A 19,875-nucleotide genomic window follows, 5' to 3' on the forward strand; every position below is an offset into this window, starting at 1 on the left:
GGACACGGTCCGACGTGCCGTCCGAGCCGCCTATCGGGCAGTCCTGGCATTGGTGACGGAGAAGTACCTCACCACCCAATATCCTCCCGAGTGCACGATCGTGCTCGCGCTGGTGACGCCGGACAAGGTGGTCAGTGTGTCGGTCGGCGACTCCGAGGCGCATCTGATCCACCTCGACAGCGGAGATTCCGAGCGCCTGTTCGAGGAGGAGCCCGCCGTCCGGGACATGCTGCGGCGCTATCCGGACATAACTCCGGGCGAGATCAAGGCGATGCGGAAGCAGGCGGGTCCCGTGCGCGCCCTGGGCCGGGCTCTCGAATGGCGAGAGCCGGAACTCATCGTCCGTGAAAACCTCACCGGCGATTGGGTTGTGGCGCTGGGATCCGACGGCGCCTTCAACGTCCACGACGATCCAGGTTCGTTCGCCGCCTGCGTCCGGCAGCAACTGGCACAGTCCGACGGCGACCTGCTCCGGACGTCGGACGGAATCATCCAGTACGCCAAGGACCGTCGGGAAACCGACAACATCACCGTCGCCTTGGTACGGCCCGTCGGGACCTCGCACGGCGAGGGAACACGCAGCACCACAACGACTCTCGGAAGCGATCCCGCTATCCGCGATCCCCTGGCCGCCACGCGACCGGGCGTCACCCCGTGGGATCGGCCCACACGCACAGCCGACATGTCGACACCATGGCAGAACCGCGGTAGCGGCGCCGAACCCGTCGCCATCGATCTCGGCGGCCCCGACGGGCTTCCGACACCGTGGAGCCGGTCGGGCAGGTCCGAGGAACTGCAGGCACCGAGATTTGACGGGGATCGGCGGCCCGCGCGATCGGCGGCCTCCGGGAGCGACGGCAACCCCGTCGCCATCGACCTCGATTCGGAAGAACCCGGCCCGGCCGAATCGCTCCGTATCCAGCCCACCTACACCAATGCCCTGCTGTACCGCGTCCAGGAATCCGAGCTGGCCCGGTACCTCTACGACAAGCCGGAGGCCAAAGCCGCGGCGGTGGCGATGCTGGACCGGCTGGAGGAGGTGATCCGGGGCCTGTGTCCCGAGGCGACCGACGACCAGGTCCGCGCGACGTTCGACGCCTCCGCGCGCCCCCGGTGGGGCGGCATGGTGCTGCCGTCGGTGCCGCTGGACGAGCTGAAGCGTGACGGGAACCTGCGCGAGCAGATGTCGGCCGTGCTCAACGCGATGATTCGCCACGCCGAGTTGGGCGACGCGGTACTGGGCCCCTCCCTGGACCAGGGCGTCGCTCGATATATGAACCGCGACAAGGAATCTCGCCGTCGCCAGGCAGACGAGCTGGGGTTGGACTTCGACTATCTGGAGAAGGTCCGTGCGGCGATCCTCGAGGACAAGCACCCGGGCGAACCGATCACGTGGAAGGACCTCAACCCTGTCGAATACGTTCGGACAGCGGGCGAGAAGGCCGACGCGGCCTTCGCCGAGTATCTGCGGCGTAGGCAGGCGTTCCCCGACCGGGTCGGAGGAGCACCGCGGCTCACGCCCACCTCGGGTGACCTCGTCGCGATGGGCATGCCGCTGTCGCTACGCGAATACACGGCGCTTCCCGAGCGAAAGGTGTTGCGGGTCAGCAAACTCGGCTCCGATGTGGCACTCCCCTATCTCGCCGACGGTCGCGTCGACGCCGACCGTCTGACGGCAGTGCTGCAAGAACACGACCCGCACATCGAGTACGTGGCACCCACGTACCTGCTCGACGCGCGCGGCCATCGGATGTTCGACGACGACGGCCGTTGCCGTGTCCGATCGATCAAGGTCTATCGCGACGAGGGCCTGGCCTCCCCGGAGCAGGCGCATCGGCTCGACCATTCCGAATATGTCGTCCAGCTTCCGTGGCAACCGGGATTCGTCTACGTCGACCCGGACCCCGACAACGACTACATCCGCGAGCTCGCGGACCGGGAAATCCCCGTGAACTCCGGGGTTTCCGGTACCGCCACGCGCATGCTCGCCCGTTTCCGCTGGCTACGCCCGCCCGGGGTCCCCGAGCACGACTTCATCGCGGCGATGATCGCGTTCATGCTCCCGTACCACCACACGACGTACGAATTCGTGCGCGGCCTGGAAATGCTCGGGATGTGGATGGGAGACGACATCAGGGCCATGCACCGGTCCATGGCCGACCGGTTCGGGCCGGGCGATGCCCGGCTCCGGCGGGAGATCGAGCAGCAGGTCGGCAGGGGGCGCCGGGCGCGGGCGGCCGAACTGCTCGAGGAGCACCATGGTTCGACCGTCGCTCGCTGGATACGGGAACACGCGCCCAAACACGTTGCGGCGCGGGAATTCACCGCCGAAGTCTGTGCCGTGGCCGCCGAACGCTGGTCCGAGATCGGTGACCGCGGCACGGATGAGTGGCTCACGCTGATTTCCTCCGATGTCCTCGCCGAGCACAGGAGGTACTCCGCGGTGCGGCGGCAGGTCCGGCAGGCGCTGCTGGGCGACCGGGGCGTTCCTGGGAATTCTGTACTCGCCCAGGCGCTCTCGGCCGCGCACCCGCGGGACGTCGAACGCGGCTTCAGTAGCCTCGCTCCCGACAGTCGGCGAGAACTGAGCCGGTTCCTGGCTTCGCCGGACAACGACGCCGCCACACCACGCACCTGGGCGGCGATCGAGGCCCTCGCCGACAGGATCGCCGTCCACCACCGGGCACGAACCGAGCATTGGCGCGAAATCATCCGCCTGGCCGCGGCGGGCAAGACCAACCCGCAGATCGGGGAGGTATTCGGCATCTCGGACAAGGCCGTCGCGAGACGCCTGATGAATATCTACGACACGCTCAACATTCCCGGCCGGGCCGCCTTGTCGCAGGCCGCGCAGGCCCTGGACGCGACCGCGGTCGACCTCGCGGCCGTCAGATCATCCGGCCGCAGGGTCGATTGCCGTCGTGGGCTGACCGAAACGCAGAGCAGGGTCCTCGCACTGGCTACCGACGGGCAGACTGAACCGGAGATAGCCGACGCGCTGCATATCGCCCGGTCCGATGTGCGGCAGGCGCTCGTCGAAATACACGCTCGGGTCGGTATCGACAAGCTTTCCGATCTGACGAATGCCGCACGCGTCATCGGCCTCTCGTTCACCCGCTATGCGGAGCTCTCGGAGACGGAGTTCCGGACGGTCGCCCTGGCCGCCCGGGTGACCGAAACCTCGCGGCTCGCCGAGCATTTGGGCATTTCGGAGGCCGGGGTCGATCGGCTCCTGTCCAGGATCTATGGCAAGCTCCACATCGGCAGCCCATCGGAATTGGCTGCGGCAGCCGGTGAAATGGGGCTTGCGCCCGCGACTTCGATCCACCCCGGACTCACGGTGAGCGAAGTCCAGGTACTGACCCTGATCGCGGAATTCACCCGCGCCCGCGACCCGGGACGCGGTCTCGATATTCATGACGAGAACCGGCGCATGGCGCGACGGCTCGGCATATCGAACGATGCCATGCGGTTCCGGATCGCTCGCCTGCTCGACAAGCTCGGGATCACCGACAGGGCCGAGCTGGAGGACGTGGCGCAGGCCATGGGCGCCCCGCTGACGACGCCGGTACCCACGGAAATGTTTACGCCACATGCCGACCGCACCAGCCGCGAACGTCTGCCGAATGCTCACGACGAGACGCCGAAGAACTATCTGCTCACCAAGCGCGAAACCGAGGTGCTCTCGCTGGCGTCGACAGGTATGCCCGCGGCAGAGATCGCGGCGAGCCTGGGGACAACCGAGAATGCCGTACGGCAGAGTCAGCAGCGTATCCGGCGCAAACTTCGCATTCGAGCCGATGCCGCGGCGGCGACCGAACCGACCGTCACGGAAGCCGCACTCGTACCCCATTCCCAATCCGCCCTGGGTCGGCCCGCGGCGTCCCCCCGCACGGAAGCGTTCGATGCGTGGCTCGAGGAACTCGGCGGGCTGAGGGTGGACACCGACCGGATGATGGCGGATCTGAACCGGATCTGGGACTACCTACGGCAGGACCCGACCTGGTCGTACCGGCGCGACCGCCACTACGACGCCGTGGTCGTGCTCGGAAGCCCGGATATCGGCACGGCTGCCGTCGCCGCCAACCTCCTCAACGAGGAGGAGCATCTCGGCGACTGTCCGGTTGTCTTCTCCGGTTTCGCGCGGAACAGGAGCAAGTCCGGGGACGCCTGGTTCGAGGCAGTCGCGAACGAATTGGGAATAGATTCCGAGGCGAAGAGCTTCCGGGCGGTCGCGGAGCAGCTCGGAGTGGACTCGGAAAGAATTCTCGAGGAGCCGCACGCCCCGCACACCCGCGGCAATGCGGTGAATTCGGCGCGGCTGCTGTGGAAGCACGGATACAACGTGAGGTCCATTCTCGTAATCTGCGCACCACCGCATGCGAGGCGCGCCCACAGCACCTTTATCAAACAAATCCCGGATCTCGTCGAACGATTGCGAGCCTCGGACAGCCTTCCCGCATCTCCGCGGGAGACCCCGGCCGAATCTCCCCACATCAGCGTTCATACGGCGACCGTGTCGCTGGCCGACTACGTCCGCTACGGCCCGATGCCGCACGCACCGCGCGCCCTGGTATCGGCCATCGCCACCGAGGTACGCGGCCTCATCGAAACGCCCGCCCTCGGGCACATCGCCCCGCAAGAAATCCCGGACGAGATACGCGCCGCCTATCTGAACGTGGCCGGTCTGCTCGAACTCACGCGAATCGGCTCGACCCGCCACGACCTCGAGATGCTCGCCCATCTCACCGGCGGCAAATCCTACAGGGACATCGCACGGGAACTCGCCACGACGCCATGGGCGGTGAAGGCGCGGGCCGCGTCGATCTACACCAAGTTCGGCATCCGTGGCCGCAACGACTTGGACGCGGCGATCCGGGCACGTCATGCGGTCGGCAACGCCGCCGATGCCAGGGCCGCCGACAACGCACGGCGCGCGCCCTCCCCCGACCCCGTCGCCGTGGCTCTCGACGATCCCGACAGCCCGGACGCACACGGTGCCCCGGAACGGTTTCACCGACTGATCGACCGGCACATAGCGGACGGGAATCGGGAACAAGCCGTTGCCCTGGTTCGAGAACGATTCGGCAGCAGGCTTTTTCACCTGTCGGCGCGCGCTGTGGGCGAACCGAGTGCAGCGGTGATTGTCGACGAGGTGTGTGCGACTGCTATCGCCCGAATCGGACAGATCGGCAAGCACGGCATCGAGGAGTGGGTGCTCGGTATCGTCGGCCGAAACGTAGTGGCCGAGCACCGCGCCCTCACCGATTTCTGGCGCCGGATCCAGCATTTCCTGGCGCTCGACGCGGGCTTCGGGGATCGGGTCGCCGAGGCGCCCACCTTCGTGGTGCGGCGCCAACTCCAAGGTCTCGCGGTCACTAATCGCGATCAGCTGCACCTGTTCCGGCCGACCCGCGCGCAGAGAGCCCATCCCGCCCCGGTTCCCGCGACCGCGTCCAAGGGACTCCGGGAGGCCGCCCGGGAATTGGCTCGCAACGTTGCCGCCGACCCCGAAGTTCGGGAAGCCGCCGCCGCGCGCCGGTTGGCGGAACTGCTGGCGCCCTCGTCGCAACCACGCACGCGGCCGAGCCCGTGGACGGTATCGTTGGGCGCCAGCGGACTGACCGAACTCGAGACCGCGATTGTCGAGCTGCTCGCGCAGGGCCTGAGCGACAGGAAAATCGCGCGGGCGACCGGCGTATCCGAGGGTGTCGTGCGCTATCGCGTCGAACGAATCCACGTCAAACTCGGCACCAACGGCCGTCGATCGGATATCGCCGCGATAGCCGAACAGCGACGGCTACTCGGCCGCAGTCGGCCGACCACCCCGGACCCGGCGAGCGCGTCGTCCCGCCATGACGCAAGGCTCGCCGTAGCGACCACCGACGAGCCCGCGGGGACGGATCTGGAAACCGCTCGCGCTGCCGCATTCCTGGCGCCCGCGACGGACCGGCCCGGTGAAGCGCTCGCGCCGTCGGAGCGGGAGCTCGAGATACTCGAGCGCTACGCACCCACCGAGCGGGATGTCCACCTGTTGGAGTTGGTCGCCGAAGGTATGAGCAACAAGGAGATCGCCGCGATCCGCCGCCTGACCCCGGGTACGGTCAACGTCTATCTCAATCGCCTGCACACCACGTTCGGGACGAACAATCGCGCGGAACTAGCGGCCGTAGCCATTCGCCTGGGGATCGTCGAGCCCCGCGGCGACTCCGCGGAAGCCCCGGCGAACGCGGCGGATGACCTGCAGCAGGACCTCCTCGCCATGACCGCGAAGGGGATGTCGAACCGGGCGATCGCGGCGGTGCTCGGCGCGGAGGAACACACCGTCGGCCGCTACTACCGCAAAATCAAGGACAGCCTAGGTACCGAGAGCCGGGCGGCCCTGGTGGCGATGGCCTTGCCGCACCTCGACGTCACGGTCGGCGGTGCGCTGTCCGACCGTGAGGAACGGATTCTGCGACTGGTTGCGACCGGCATGCGGAACACCGATATCGGGCAGCGGCTCGGGATGCCGGAGCCCGCCGTCATCGCATGCCGGGCGCGCATCGCGGTCAAGCTGAATGTCACGAACCGGAACGAAATGCTCGAGGCTGGGCGGCGCACGATATCCGACGGTCCCGTCGCGATCGATCTCGGCGTCGAGGAGTCGGACGACGGACCGATCACCGGCAACTCATCGCCCCGCCGCGGGGCACCTCCGGCCGCGGATCAGCGCGGCGACTACGAGGCCGATCTCCTGCACTATCTGCGGCAGCGGCTGAAGGTGCCCAATCCCCCGCGGGACTCGGTCGGTGAGCGATTGGGGCAGCTGGCAGAGGAGATCAACGGCGATGCCTTCCGGCTCGCCGATAGGCAAGGATGGCCCGACACCGAGGGCGAGGACGTCGTTCGGTGGTTGCGCACGGTCGCGGATAATGCGTTCCGGCACCGGTTCTTCCACGAGATCAGGGCCGGCGTTCTCAAGGTTCTCCGCGACGCCGGCGGCCCCGAACTCGATGGCATCATGACCGCGGAGCTGTCGATATCGGCGTTCGAAGCCGGATGGACGCGATTGCCGCTGGCGCACCGCAGGTGGCTGCAGCACCGGTTCTGGCTCGGACTCGATCCCCGCCGAGCTGATCCGCGCACCGGGTCGCCGACCTCGCCGGCGAGTACGGACGAATTCGCGATCGAGCAACTGCTGCAGACGCTCACGGAGACGGCCAGATCGTCACGGACCCAACCGGAGACGCAGGCCGAGATCGATCGGAGCCGCGTCACCGCCTTCGACTACGTCCTGGTTCGGGATCTGCTCGATAGTGACGATGACCGTCGGTATTACGAGCTGCGCTTCCGCCGCGGCTGGACGCTCACCCGGATCGCTGACGCGCTGGGCCGCACCGAGAAGCAAGTCCGGGGAATGGAGGCCGCCCTCGGCCGGAACATGCACGGGGAAGGTCTCGTCGCGCGACCCGCCGCCGAGATCAAGGCAGCGGCGTTGCGGGCCAAGCATTTCGGGCCCATGAAGGGCGTCGACTTGCTGCGGAGAGTCGATACGCTCACCGAAGAAGAGGCGGAGTACTTTCGCCGACATTTCGTAGAAGGGCACACTTTCAAGGCCATAGCCGCCGACTCGGGCAGCTCCCAGCACCATGTCGAAGGGCTCGATCAGCGGGTCACTCGCAAACTGCAACCGGCCGATGGCCTGGATCTGGAAACAAACGAAACGCGAGCGACCGCGATGCGGCGACAGCATTTCGGCGACACCGATATCGCCGTGCTGGAGGAACGGGCCGGGTGGCTGCGCCCCACCGAGCGCAGGTACTTCCAGCTTCGCTTCCAGCGTGGGCGAACCTGGCCGCAGATCGCCAAGGAGCTGGGCTGCCACCGGAGCACTGTCGCCAGGCTGGAAAAGCGCGTCGTTCAGCAGATCTCGCATGCCGAGCCGCCCCCGAATCACCTGACAAACGAAGCGCGGGACGCGGCGGGCATCCCCGGGCGGTGGCGGCGGGAACGCCTGGGTGATCAGGAGCGGCTCGCCGCCGTCCGCGCGGGCGACCACGACGCCTTCGACGAGCTGTACCAGCGGTATTACGGGCTGGGGATAGCTACCGCACTGGAGATCCTCGGTGACCGAGCCACCGCCGAGGACGTGGTGGCCGACATTTTCGCCGAATTGCTCGTCATCATCCGGCGAGGTGACAGGCTGGACAGCTTCGGCGCATATCTGCGAACGGCCGTGCGCCACCGGGCATACACGACCAGCGCTCGTGCCGACCGGCATTTTCCCACCGACGATATGGCGAAACTCGACAGGATCCAGCTGGGCGGCGCCCCGGCGCCGGAGATCTCGGAGGACACCCCGATAGGGCTGGCATTCGAGTCGCTGCCGGAGCAGCTGCGCACGGCGCTCTGGCTCACCGCCGTCGAAGGTTGTTCCGCGGATGAGCTGGCCGCGCACCTGGGATCCACTCCACACGAGGCGAAGCGCCTGATCGCCCGCGCGCGTAGGGAACTCGGGGGAAAATTCGCCGCGCAGATGCCACGGTACGGTCCATTGGTCACAGCGCTCGACGCGCTCGCCGCCGGAAACGAAGGACTCACCGCGGCACTCACCGCGGGCGGCGCGACCCTCGCGCCCGTAGACGACGACCTGGCCACGGACGTCGCGACGATTCGCGCGGCGCACCGCGAACAACCCGAAGCGCTCGGCGCCTTCGTGCGGCGGCTACGCCCCGGCCCATGCGAATACTTCGTCCGCTGGTTCATGGGACAACCGCTGGCCGACATAGCGGCCGCCACCGGACGCAAGCAGCACGCGGTCCGGAAGCGACTGCACAACGCGCTACGCGATGTGTCGAAGTCGTTGTCCCAGACCGAATCCCCCGAACAACAACGAAAGGTCCTCTGGCTCACCGAGATCGAGGGTCTTACTCCGGAGGAGGTGGCCGCTCGTCTCGGGTCCGCAACGCGGGACGTACGGCAGCTGATCGCCCGCGCACGAGCCGAGCAGGGCGAGAAGTTCGCCGTGGAACTGGCGCGATACGGCCCGCTTACCAGGGCACTGGCCGCCCTCCGCGCGGGCAACCAGGGACTCACCGCCGCGCTTGCCGAGGGGGGTGCGGGGCTCGCGGTGGATGATGACACCCTGGACGCCGACGTCGCGGCGATCCGGGCCGCCCACCACGCACGACCCGAAGCGCTCGGCACGATGGTCCGCCGCCTTCGCCCCGGTCAACGCGAATGCTTCGTCCGCTGGTTCATGGGACAACCGCTCGCCGACATCGTGGCCACCACCGGACGCGAACAACACGCTGTCCGGAAACAACTGCACAGCGCTGTACGCAACGTATCGAAGTCGTTGTCCCATCCCCATTCGGCGAAGACGCCCGCTACGCCGCACCCGGGTGGACCCACCGATGAAGCGATATTGCTGCTGGCCGAGGCGGTCTGGGCGCATGACCGAGATCTGCTGGCATCGGCCGCGAGATCGACCACCGAATACGAGCGCACATGTTTCGAGTCGTACTTCGAGCAGGGTCGGACCGTGCCCGAGATCGCCGCGACGCTGGGCTGGCAGCCGAAACGGGTTCGCCGCGTGCTGCACCGAACCGCGCGACGAATGGCCGCGGCACTGTCACCGGAGGTGGTGGAGCGGTACCTGAGCGGTGGCGCGCTGCGGCGGGCCACCCAGGCGGATGTCGCCCGGGAGACCGGGGTGAGCATTGCGACCGTCAAGCGAGTTCTCGCCGGCCATCGAGATGCCGGGCCCGAGACAATCGAACAGGTACAGGCATCCGCTAGGCGCCTCGGTGTGCGGCGCGGGCGCACCGGAATCGTCGCCCACGGCGACGAGCAGACGTCGAATTCGCCGGTCCCCGTGGTGCGCACAGATCACACGCGGGTGCCGTACCAGCAACGCGGTATGGCGTTGCAGCTCGTCCGCGCGACACCGAAGTCCCAATTGAAACGTCTGATCCCATTCCTCTCCCAGGGTGATCAGAATGTGGCGACCCTGCTGCTTCTGGAGGGAGAGTCCATCCCCCGCGCCGCGGAGCGATTGGGGCGCCCATCCAACTCGGTGCAGCAACGCCAACACGACATCGCCGACCTGTTGGCAGCGATGCTCCTGTCGGAGAATTGGGAACTTCTGCTCGTGGAGGCAGTCCACGCGCACGACCCGCAGGTGCTGGCCGCGTGCCTCCCCGGACTCACTCCACTCCAGCAATGGTATGCCGACCAGTATCTGACACAGGGCCTTTCGACACATGACATAGCGAACGCGCGCGGCATTCAGCAGACGACGGTCAACAAACTACTGCGGCGAATCGCCCACGTCTCGGCGGGAGAACTTCCGTCCACACTGGTGCGGCGCTACATGAGGGCGGGCCCACTGCGCCGCGTGACGCTGGAGGACATCGCCGCTCGGGCCGGAGTGACCGTGGGGACAGCGCGGCGCGTGCTCGGCGGCGGCCACGCCGATCCGAAGACGGAGCTGCGGATCCGGACGGAGGCCGATCGGCTCGGATGGTCGAGTAAGCGTCCCGGCGTCGTGGTGGATCAGCCCGACGAGAAATCCCCGGTTCCAGCGGTGCACGACGGGACCGCCGATTATCCGCGCCGCGGCAGGGCATTCCGTATCATCCAGGCAGCCTCGCCGGAGGCACTGGCGGAATGCATCGGTCAGCTCCCGCCGGACCTGCGAGCAGGCGGCGCCCTCGTGTACTCCGACGAGCTGACCGTCGAGGAGAAGGCGGAGGCGCTGGGGATCTCCCCGTCTCGGGTCGCCGCGCTGCGACAGGCCGCCGCACCACGGCTGGCGACGCTGTTGTCCACGGGCAAACTACTCACCGACGGTTCGGCGCTGTTCCTGATCGAGGCGATCGCGGCGCACTACCCGCAGGTGCTGGAGCCCTGCTACTCCCAGCTCTCGAGTACCGAGTGGGAATACGCCGACCTGTATCTGGTGCAAGGCATCTCGCAAGTCGACGTCGCGGAGGCGACCGGCAAGGGCCAGAGCACCGTCAAGGGCGCGCTGTATCGGATAGCGCATGTGCTGGCCGCGGAACTCCCACCCGAGGTGGTGTCGCGGCTGCTGAGCCGAGGACAACTCGGGCGAGTGACGCTCGCCGACGTCGCCGCTCGGGCGGGGGTCAGCAAGGCACAGGCCGATCGCGTACTCAACGAACGCGCCGCAGTGAATCCCGAGACGACCGAACGAGTTCGAGCGGCCGCCACCGAACTCGGATGGACGCAGCAGCGACGCGGCATCGTGGTCATGACCGAGACGGGTGTGGAGCCGATCGAACCGTCCGGTAACCGCGCGGACCCCGTCGCGATACAACTCGACGACCCCGGAGATCCCGAGCCACAAGCCCCGGGCGAATGGGGCAACCCGCCGGGGGCGCATGACGATCCATCGGCGCGACATCCGGAGCCCCGTTGGGGCACGTTCCCGGACGAGGCCGCCGCGGCCGCGATACACGGCCTGCCCGAACCTGCCGGGTACCTGGATTCGGATCTGACCCTCGACATCCATCCATTCTTCGCATCGGACGGCCTGCAGACCGCGGAAGACGTGGATGCCGTGGCGGCCGCCGTCGGCGAGATGATGCGCGGGCGAGGCTGGCGGGACACGGGTCAGATCGACGCAGCGGTCGAGCTGGTGCGCGCCGCAGGGCGCAACGCGGTCGCATACATGACGGACTACACCGACGCGTTACAGCGAGCCAACGTCTCTCGGACCGATGAGCAGATTGCCTTGGACGGTATGCGGGCGCGGCTCACACTGCGGATGACACAGCAGGCCGGGATCCGATCGCTGCATGTGGCGCTCGCGGTCGATCAATACCGGCCCGAGCGCGGGCCCACCATCGAAACGCTCGTTTGGCATGTCCCCTTGTTCAGCCACGACCATATCGGTGCCGACGTCCGATCACCGCTCGGCGCCGCCACCCGGTCGGGCGTCGAACAGTGGGGCGAGGTCTGGGCACGCTTCGATGACCCGGCACCAGTCGAGCCCGACGGCGCGAGCGCCGAATCTCCGCCGACGAGCGCACTCGAGGCCAAGGCACGTATCGCGCGCAAGCTGTACGAGGATCACCACATTCGCCTGCTGGGCTGGGATATTCCGGTCGTCCCGCTGCCGGCGGTCGAATCGGTCGACCGGACGCTTCGCGCATTGATCGCCGAATACGGCGGACGCTTCGCGTCGCGGGCCATCGGCTTCCGCGACGTGCCCCAGGACTTCGGCCGAACAGATTCGTTCGGCAGTACCACCGCCGACTCCCAAGACCATTACGCGACCATCACGATAAGCACCAAGATCTTCACCGACCCGGACACACCGCGCAAATGGGCGGAACGCGTCGACAACCATGTCTATGCCAAGTCGAACCTGGACATCGTCTCCCAGACCACACACCATGAGTTCCTGCACGCGGTGGCGGGCAACAGCGACTGGATTCTGCACGACCAGGCTCCGGCGATCCTGCGTGCGGCCTATCGGCTGTACCACGCCCACGGCCTCATCCCGGAGGATTTGAGTTTCCCTGCCTGGCTGGCTCAGCTTCCCGCCTACGCGTTCTATGACGGGAGGCCCGAAACCGAGACCATCGATCCGGTCGAGGGCCTGGTGGAAGGAGCCACCGCGGGTGCGCTCGAATCATCGCTGCCGCTGACCCATCCGGCTCGGATTTTGCACTGGCTCATGGTGACCCGCGACGAATCGTCACCGGCGGAGATCCTGGCGCGGTGGGTGCGGTGGCAAGCCGCCGTCGAGCCGGAGAACCGACAGGTTCAGTTGCTCGTCCGAGAGTTTCAGGCACTCTCCGGGCGGGCCGACATCACGATACCCGCGCAACCGGATCGGGCGGGCACAACCGCCGACACGCTGGCCGCCGTGACCGGAGGCCGGGTCCACGCATACTCCGATATCGGGGAGGTCGACAAGCTGCTGCGGACCTGGCCGCCCGGCCGGCATTACGGCGAGCGCGCAGACGGCGCGATGGCCCTCGTCGTCCAGCCGCGCGGCGACGGAGCGAACGAGCGCACCTGTTTGCTGGTCCGCCGCGACTGTCCGGACGGACGGGTTCGCATCGAACAACGCGATCCCGCATCCGGCTTGCTCCTGGCCAATCATGTACCGGCGCCGCGGTTGCCGGGTGAACCCTCGGTGCGAGTCGTTCTCCTCGACAGCACCGGGACACCCCGCGGATCCGAGAGTCCCGACGCCCCCGTCGCCATCGACCTCGGCGACGCCGACTCGACGCTTCCGGCGGATCCGCGCCCCACCCGGCAGGAGCGGCGGGACGCCGCGCGAGCGCTCGCCGCGCTGCGGCGGCAGTTCGGGGAGCACGCGAGGCTCAGGTCGCTGGTCGAGCGGGTGGACCCGGATGTGGTGGTCGACGCCGCCCGCGCCCGTGCGAGAACGAATGCGCGCTGGTGGTTTTCGCTGTCCGCCGGGCAGCAGGCGGCGATGGTGGCGCTGCATCCCGAGCTGATCGGCAATACCGACGGCGTCCCGTACTCCGTCCGCGATAACGCCAATCGCCGGTCGATCACCCGGCAGCTCGCGCGGTTGCACCGCATCCTCGGACACCGCGAACTCACCGCCGCCGAGTGCGATCATCTGCGAAACCTCGAGACAACCCAGGAGCAGCTGGCCGAAATAGCCCGCCGCGTAGCGGAATTGGGGTCGCCGCCGGTGCAGTTGCTCGCCTACGACGCCCAGAAGTACGGCGGCAACGGACGGATCTCGGTCTCCATCGGTGACGCCGACGAGGCGACGAACGTCACCCGCCATGTCGGCGGCTTCGGGACCACGCTGCGGTCGCTGCTGTACCGATCCGCGTTCGCGGGCGCGCAGTACGACATGGCCTCGCGGTACGCGCGCGATGACACCGTCGCGGCCATCATCGATATCGGCTACGAGCACCCGACCAAGCTGCTGAGGGGAACGGCGCCGGTGCTCCCGTTCGACCCCGCCTATCACCGGTTCGCCGCGGCCGGCGGTTATGTCGTCGCGCGAGATACGGTGTCCTACAACGCTACTCGTGAGGCATTGGCCGAGCATCGGGGGATCGCCCCGCCGCGGCTGCACACCCTGCTCGGGCACAGCTACGGCGCCACGACCGTGTGCTACGCGGGACGGGACATGCGGCTTGCCCACGAGATCGACCAGGTGGTGCTGACGGCTTGCCCGGGCGCGGGGCCGATGACCCGGGCCTCCGACTTCGGTATCGGAGCCGAGAACGTCTACGTGCTGACCTCGACCCGTGACCACATCGCCTGGCTCGGCGCCGCCGCCCCCGGCGGGCGCGGCCGAATCGTCAACCGCGGGCTGGGGATGGATCCGTCCACGGCATCCTGGGGAGCGGTCCGGGTCACCGCGGAGCCACCGAAGACACCGGAGTTCCGCAGGCGTATCCAGGTCCACCAGGGCTACAACTCCTACGCCGAGGCCGAGGCGCGGGTGCCGACCGAGTCGCTGGACAATATCGGCCTGATCACCGGGGGCCGTGGCACCGAGGCCCGCCGCGCCGACCATCGACCGTCCGCCGCGGGCCCCGGACCGGCGTTGCGCTTCGCCGATCCCGAACGTCGGCGAGCCACCCGGACCCGGGCACTGAACGACGGCTTCGCTCCGGCGGCGGCCGCCGAGATCGAGCGGCTCATCGCCGAACTGCTGACCTACCGCGACGTGGACGGCAATCGCCCGTTCGCCTACCTCGAGGACATGCCGATCCCCGACGCCGCCGAACCCTCCGGACCGGATTGGGTCGCCAACCGCGGGGAATGGTTCCGGGCGCTGCGCGAAGGCGATCTCGACAAGCTGCGCGACACAGAACTCACCGAGAAGGATTTCTTCGAACTGAAGCGTCTGCTGCGACGCTCCCCCATCTACTTGACGCTCGCGTTGATCGTCGCCACCGGTTTGAAAGCCGAACAACTGCTGGGCATTTCCGACCCAGGGCCGCTGTTGTTCAGGCAGGAGAAGCGAATTCAGGGCGACAGGACAATCACCGTCTGGAAGTTCCGGACCCTGCCGGAGGGCGAACCGGAGGAACCCACGAGCGACGAAGCCATCGATCGGGCCAGTCCGGCTCAGCGTTTCGCCCGGGACACGTCGCTCGACGAACTGCCGCAGCTGCTGTCGATCGCGCGGGGGACCATGTCCTACATGTCGGGCAGACCCATGCTCGACGGAGACCGCGCCCGGATGCGGAAGGTCCTCTCGCCCGGGGAGTACGAGTTCTGGGAGCAACACCTCAAGAACGACCTGTGGTCGGCGCTGCACTTCCCCGGTTGCCGTAGTTTCGACCGCGAGTCGCCCGAGTACCTGCGCACCAGATACCTTGCGGCCCGCCTCTATTCGCTGCTCGGTAGCCGGTCGGTCGACGAGTACATGCTCGGGGTGATCGACCGGTACCTGCTCGGCACGGTGCGCGGCGAGGGTCGCGTGCTGGCACGCAAGCTCGCTGCGTACCTGCACGGCCGCCTCGACTCCGGCCCCGAAACGAGCACGGACACAACCGCTGTCGCAACACAGCCGTCGCCCGACGATCCGTTGCTCGAGCGGATCCGTGGCATGTCTACCTGATCGACGACGTCGCAGTTTTGATTCCGAAGCCCCCGGACGGGCCGTCGCTGGACTTCACGCTCTGGTCGGACGAACACGTACGCGCACACCGGCGGAACCGGGTACCTCCACGACTCCGCTGGCCACTGGCCGGCCGGTCGGGTGGTATGCCGCCGCCAGGCGCGAGGAAGCGAGACCACCTATCGCACGGGCCTTGTGGGCCGGGCGGATTGTTCGGGCGTCCCTGACCGCTGCTCCGGTTCGGCCGATTCCCGAGGCCGCGCCTCGGACGCCTCGCCCTCGACTGGGACTCCTTCGGGCTCAACATTTTTCGGCGCGACTGTCTCCCGTTCGCCGGTCTCCGGCGCGGCTGGTTCCGGGCCGGTGGTCTTCGGGGCGACCACCTTGGGAACGCCGGTCTCCGGGGCGACCACCTTGGGACCGGTGGTTTTCGTCGTATCCCGTTTGCGCTCGGCGGGTTCCGGCGCGAATACCTTGGGCTCGGCGGCGGTGGTTTCCTCGGCCGCGGGACGGGCGCCCTTCGACCAGGGGGTCGCCCCGGTCTTGTGCTCCGCGGCCGGGGCGACCACACGCCGCGCGGGACCGCGCCGTTCCGATTTCGGGGTACCCTGCCCGGCGCGCTGCCAGGGTGTGGACGCCTGCGACGACCCGCGAGAAGGTTGGGCGGCTGTCTGCGCCTGGGGACCGCCTTGTCCCCGAGGGGCGCCTTGCTGCTGGCCGGGAGACTGGGAGTTCGTCTCGGAGGAGAGAGCGGAGGCATGGGCAGCCGAGGTCGTCATCGGCGCGTTCGACGCCGGGTTATCTTGCTGTACAACGTTTTCCGAACCCACCGGTGCACTGACCGACGGCGCGTGCTGCCCGGCGGGCATTCCCCGCTCCGAAACACTGCCGCCCATCGGAGCGGCGCCGTCCGCCGTCATGGATGCGGGCGCCGCCGCCGCGCGGTCGGCGGCGGGGCCTCCCGCACCGGTCCGATCCGCGGATTGCGCAGCGGCCGAACTGTTTTCCGAGGGAGCTGCCGCACGATCGGACTTCTCGGGGGCGTCCTGCGTCGGTGTCGTCGCACTCGGACGGTCGACCTCGGATCGGTGCGGGGCCGCGACCGCGTCGGTCGGCACCTGCGGCGCGGGAGAGGCGGGCGGTGCCGCGCCCGGCGGCGCGGCCTGTCTTTGCGGCGAACTGTCGTGGCCGGGCGCGCCCGGCAGTGGTGCGGTCGGTGCGCCCTGGTCTGTCGGGGTTGGTTCCCCGATGCCGTCGGAGCGGGTGAAGTTCAGTACCGCAATGTTTTCCGCGAACCGCCTCGAATGATCGAGCATATCGTCGGCGTACTTGTCGAGCAGATCGGCGTAGCGCATCACCTCGTCGAGATCGATGCGAAGCTCCTGCGGAGACGACGACGGCGGCCCCCCGAGTTCCTCGGCCGCCTTGTTGTAGACGGTCCGGTTGATCATGCGCTCGACCGCATCCTCGAGGGGTTCGATCGCCTTGCCGATCACCTCGGCGGCGATATACCCGATCACCATGTCTTCCATGGCGGACACAATCCTTTGCGCCGCGGTCCGGACCGCCAGCGTCCACGCCGCCGAAAGACCGCCCGTCGCTGCCGTAACCACCATGAGCGAAGCGAAACTGGCAGCCAGTGCGGCGAGCGCGGTCAGCACCGCGATCTTCACCGCGGTGATCACCTCGGCCGCGATATCCAGCGCCCGCGCCACAACCCTGCACGCGTGGTCGAGCTCCTGCATATTGCCAGCGCTCCGGCGCCCCCACGCCGCGAGCAACTGCTCATAGGAGTAGCCGGAATATACCGAGCCCATATCCCGCACGGCTCCGGTCGCCGATTCGTGGGTGCTGGCCACATTGTCGGCGTAAGTCCGCACCTGACGCGCGAGTTCGCGGACCTGGTCCTCGTCGATGTCCGGATACGGGACACCCATGAAATTCAGGAAGGCCGCGACTTCGTGCGGCACCTCGACGCCCATGTTCGCGGCCTAGGTCCGGTACGAGTACGCGAGGACAGCCTCCGTCGCAGGCTCCGACTGATAGCAGCGCAATCCCTTGGCCCCCATCACCACACGCCCTGGAGTCCGGTCGGGCTCACGGCTCCGGCCGTGTCGAAGCGCTCGGTGCCGCACATTCTCCGGATGGCCTGCCGCTCGCCCTGTGATCGGGCGCCCAGCCATGCGCGGATGTCTCCCCACGGGGGGTTCGGTTTGGCCTCCGGAGGTGGCTGTTCGCCCGCCGCCTCGTAGATCACCGACCACAGGCAATGGTAGTTGACCGTCACGGAGGTGTTCACCGCGGCGCGCAGACCGTGATGCCGGAGAGTGGCGTAGAAGATCCGATCACCGATCACCGAGAGAGTTCTGGGAATCCGGCCGAGATACGGGATGATGTCGTAGGAGCCCGGGAGTAGAAAAAGGCAGCTGGTATCCACATGGGTGTCGATCGGTTCGTCTTGCACTGGCAGCGGCGTGCCGTCCAGACGACGCATCGATCGGCGGGCGATCACGTAATCGACGCGCCCCCGCGGCGCGGCGCAGCGCGCGGCGTCCTCGCACGCGGCGATATGCCCGGGTTCCAACCAGTTGTCGGCATCGAGGAAACCGATTCCGGCGAATTGTTCACTCATTGCCAGCATCGCGCCTATCCCGCGCGGGGTATTGCCGTAGTCGCCGTGGTTCCGGTCGAGTCGAATGTGCCGGACGTTTTCGGCGTCGATCCAGCTCTGCGGCGCCCCGTCGGCGACGAGGATATGGTCGACCGCCACGGTCTGCGCCTGCACACTGTCGATGCATCGGCGCAACAGTGCCCGCGACTCCTCGAAATAGGGCGTCACCACGGCATAGCGGGGCCTCCGTCCCGTCTCGCTGATCACAGGAACTCACCACCCTCGCTCGTGGTGGCGGCGTCGGTGCCGGACCCGGAACCGGCGTCGGTGGCGGGGGTGGCGTCGGCGTCGGTGGCGGGGTCGGTGGCGGGGGTGGCGTCGCTGGTCTCGACGGCATCGGTGCCGGTGCCGGAGCCACTGTCCGAGCCACTGCTCGAATCGGTACCGGTATCCGCGCCACGAACGGCGCCCGGGTCACCACCCGTGTCCGAACCCGCACGCGGATCACCGCCGGTGCCCGAGTCCGAATGTCCACGCGAATCGGCGCCCGAACCGCTACCCGAGCCCGAACCACTGCCCGAATCAGCACCGCTACCCGAGCCCGAACCGCTACCCGAGCCCGAACCACTGCCGGAATCACCGCTGCCCGAACCGGCACCGGCACCGGAGCCGCTGCCCGAGTCCACACCAGCGCCCGAGCCGCTGCCCGAGTCCACACCGACGCCCTGATCGGCGCCAGTACCCGGGGCAGGAGGAGCGCCGAGGTCGGAGCCCAGGTCGCCACCGCCGCCGTCGAGCATCCCGCCGAGTCCCGAGGCAAGAGCAGGCCCGGCAGCGGCGGCCATGGCGGCGGCGTTGGCCAAGGCGGGTCCGAGCGCTCCCATGCCGCCGCCCATACCGCCACCCGGGATAGGACTGGAAGTCGGCGGTGGGCTGGCCGGGGGCGGGTCGGTGGGATCCGGATCGACCGGGTCCGGATCGGCGGGATCGGCAGGATCGGGATCGGCGGGCTCCGGTTTGATCGGGTCGGGATCGATGGGCTCCGGTTTGATCGGAGCGGGATTGATCGGGGCCGGATTGGCCGGGTTGGCCTGACCGGGGGAAGACGGACCAGGATAAGCCGGGCCCGGAGCTGACGAGCCCGGGGTGGACGAGCCGGGTCCGATCGGGGCGGGAGTGGTCACACCAGACACCCCGGGAATGAGTTTGTCCGGATGGACCTTCAGCGGATCGACCTTCGTCGGATCGACCTTCGTCGGATCGGGCTTGGTCGAATCGGGTCCGGTGGCACCGGGCGGTGGCGCGGCCTGGCCACCGCCGGATTCGTCGTCCCCGCCGAACATGTCGGCGAGGAAATACCCGCCGACGCCGGCGGCAGCAACCACGCCAGCAGTCTTGAGCCCCTTGAAGGAACCACTGGCACCAGTCGGACTACGCGAACCACGCGAACCGCTGGCACCACTCGCACCACTCGCACCACTCGCACCACTGGGTCCGGATGCTTGGGTGCCGCTGCCACCACCCCCCGGAGTCCGGTCCGGATGGCTCGAGTCCACCCCAGGGCCGCTGGCGCCGCCAGGGCCCTGATCGCCGGAGACCAGCGAAGCATTGGCTTCGTCTCGGCTGCTGGAGGTTCGAACTACTCCGCGAAGGCGGGCGGTGAAGCTACTCCCCGAATCCCGCT

At 68.1% G+C, this 19,875-nt stretch carries 4 protein-coding genes (1 of these 4 cut by a window edge); 1 reads left to right on the plus strand and 3 read right to left on the minus strand.

The features are described 5' to 3' along the window. Nucleotides 1–15,580, plus strand: partial view of a sigma-70 family RNA polymerase sigma factor gene (locus ACYVLQ_RS06910; RefSeq protein ID WP_460696546.1) — the 3' portion only. The gene continues 14,672 nt to the left of window position 1, outside the view; the window shows 15,580 of its 30,252 coding nt (coding positions 14,673–30,252); the start codon falls outside the window, past its left edge; it ends in the stop codon at nt 15,578–15,580. Between the two features lie 179 nt (nt 15,581–15,759). Here ACYVLQ_RS06910 and ACYVLQ_RS06915 read toward each other — a convergent pair whose 3' ends face one another. The 3 genes from ACYVLQ_RS06915 to ACYVLQ_RS06925 all read right to left on the minus strand — a co-directional run bounded on the left by ACYVLQ_RS06915 (nt 15,760) and on the right by ACYVLQ_RS06925 (nt 19,576). Continuing rightward, on the minus strand, nt 15,760–17,562 hold the full coding sequence (locus ACYVLQ_RS06915) for a WXG100-like domain-containing protein (RefSeq protein WP_460696547.1): 1,803 nt from the start codon (nt 17,560–17,562) through the stop codon (nt 15,760–15,762). Between the two features lie 86 nt (nt 17,563–17,648). Continuing rightward, on the minus strand, nt 17,649–18,458 hold the full coding sequence (locus ACYVLQ_RS06920; protein ID WP_460696548.1) for a glycosyltransferase family 2 protein: 810 nt from the start codon (nt 18,456–18,458) through the stop codon (nt 17,649–17,651). Next, the gene (locus ACYVLQ_RS06925; protein WP_460696549.1) at nt 18,455–19,576 is read right to left on the minus strand and encodes a hypothetical protein; all 1,122 of its coding nucleotides are present in this window, start codon (nt 19,574–19,576) and stop codon (nt 18,455–18,457) included. Before ACYVLQ_RS06925 ends, ACYVLQ_RS06920 begins: the two co-directional genes overlap by 4 nt. Nucleotides 19,577–19,875 lie beyond the last annotated feature (299 nt).

This window comes from Nocardia thraciensis, assembly GCF_054782435.1.